Below are 2077 nucleotides of genomic sequence, written 5' to 3'. Positions count from 1 at the left end.
CTTGCACGATCTCTCTGACGTACCGCGAACTCTGATTTTACGACTGCTGCGCAGCCGGACGCAGCCTTCGGCAGCTGCTACAAGGAAGGCGTAGCGTCTGGGGTTCGCCTATTAGTTCAAGCGGCCCCTTTTTTGTCCTCAGGGATTGGCTGCCTGCGCCGGCACCATTGGCATGTGCGGGTCGTTCCAGCTGAACCGATAGGCTTTGCCGGCTTCTGGCGGCAGGCATTTGCCGTTGTCGGCATCCGCGCCCACGATCAACCAGTTCGCCCGGGCGTTTTCTCCCAGTTCACGGGCCGCTTCGGGTTTGAAGCACTGGTTCAGTACGTCATCGGGCACCAAAGCGTAGGTCTTGGGGTGTTCGCGCAGATAGAGCGCGGCCTTTTCGATGGTCGAATTGTCCATGCCGAAATGCACGATCGGCTGCCGGGCAAACAACCAATGCCCCTCCTCCCAGTTGACCAGCACCAGATCGGCGCCCTGGGTCATGGTCGCGGCCTGGGTCATGAGCACCTGATCAACGTTGGTGCCGTCCTTGAGCGGTTCGATGAAACCACGGGCGAACCACAACGCGAACCAGGTCGCCGCCAGTGCCGGGAACACCCGACGCAAACGCGGGTGCTTTTTGAACCAGCGCTTGAGCAGCCACGGGATCAACGGCGCGGCGACCAGCACCAGCCCGGGCAGCGCCGGGTAAATGTACAACTTGCGCTTGCCCGTGCTGATGCAAAAAAACAGCACCACCAGCACCACCCAACCGAGCAAGACCAGGACCCGGCCATCGCGCTTTTGCAACTGCCGGCGCCAGGCCGGCACCAGCCATGGCAGTACCAGCACCAACGGCAGCCAGTACTGCGGAATCACGTTGGTAAAGAAGTACCAGAACGGTTCGCGGTGATGCCACGCGGCGGCATAGCGGCCGGCGGTCTGGTGCAGGAGGATCTCCCGCGCATAGGCCACTTCGTCGGCGCTGCCTTTGAAGATGATGGACAAGGCCAGGGGCAGCAGCCAGATCGCAATCGCCGCGAGCATCAGTGCAAACCCGAGCAACCACTTGCGCGCCTCGCCGGGCATCGCCACCACGCCGGGCCAGCCTTTGCGTACTGCATAGGCATAAGGAATCAGCAACAACGCCGGCAGAAAACCCACGCCTTTGGTGATCACGCCAATGCCCATGGCCGCACAGCCAGCGTAGAACCAGCGCCACGCAGGTCCCAGCAGCAGGTGTCGCGCCAGGCCGTACAGGCCCAGGGAGGTGAACAGAATCAACAAACTGTCGATCTGACCGGTGCGCAAAATGCTGTAGGTCTGGTACGTCGCCAGGTACAAGAGCGCGGCGTTGCGCCCGGTACGCTGGGTCCACAGTCGACGGCCCAGGTCATGGACCATCGCCGTGACCGTCACTGCCGAAAACAGTCCCGGGATATAAAGGGCGATGTTGGGCTTGCCGGTCAGCCAGGTGAAGAACGCCACCGTCCACATGAAAATCGGCGGCTTGTCGCCGTAGATCTCGGCGGCCCGGTGCGGGATCAGCCAGGAACCGTTCTGCAGCATCTCCAGCGCGACGCCGAGAAAACGCTCTTCGTCCACATTCTGCGCCTGACGCAGGCCCATTCCCGCGCCGATCAGCAACAGGGCAAGCAGCATCAGGCCCAGGCACTCGACCCTGGGCGACAACGATCTACGCATTGCTTATTCCTTTACGCTTCTGCTTTTGGCGATCAATTGCAGGTTGCGAAAATAGACGAGGGAGCCAAAGGCCTGCCCGACGATGAACACCGGGTCCTGGCGGTAAATGGCATAGGCGAGCAACAAGGTGCTGCCGACGATGCTCAGGTACCAGAAGTTGGTCGGGATCACGCTGCGTTTTTTGTACTCGCTGTACAGCCACTGCAAGACAAACCGCCCGGTAAAGGCAACCTGCCCGGCAAAGCCGACCAGCAACCACAGGGTTTCACGAGTCAGAATCATCCTTCGAGCTCCTGGGCCTGGGTGTTCAGGCGCGTGCGTTTGATCAGCCACCAGACACCGATCAGGTCAAGAATGCCGACCAGTGCGCGGTCGAGGTTGCCGTATT

At 61.1% G+C, this 2077-nt stretch carries 2 protein-coding genes and 1 pseudogene; all 3 read right to left on the bottom strand.

Translation table 11 applies throughout. The annotated features are described in order from the left end of the window. Positions 1 to 138: 138 nt before the first annotated feature. Positions 139 to 1689 (bottom strand): ArnT family glycosyltransferase, encoded by a 1551-nt coding sequence (locus PMI34_RS05130; RefSeq protein WP_008052905.1) that lies wholly within the window; start codon positions 1687 to 1689, stop codon positions 139 to 141. A 3-nt stretch (positions 1690 to 1692) separates the two neighbouring features. Next, complete coding sequence (locus PMI34_RS05135; RefSeq protein ID WP_008052904.1) at positions 1693 to 1971, bottom strand: lipid-A-disaccharide synthase N-terminal domain-containing protein; 279 nt, start codon at positions 1969 to 1971, stop codon at positions 1693 to 1695. Continuing rightward, a pseudogene (locus PMI34_RS28845) lies at positions 1968 to 2077 on the bottom strand (dolichol-phosphate mannosyltransferase); the annotation flags it as partial. The pseudogene PMI34_RS28845 and the gene PMI34_RS05135, both read right to left, overlap by 4 nt.

The organism is Pseudomonas sp. GM74 (genome assembly GCF_000282455.1).
Classification (GTDB): domain Bacteria; phylum Pseudomonadota; class Gammaproteobacteria; order Pseudomonadales; family Pseudomonadaceae; genus Aquipseudomonas.
Note: the sequence above shows the minus strand (reverse complement) of the source record. Positions and strands in the feature narration are given on the sequence as shown.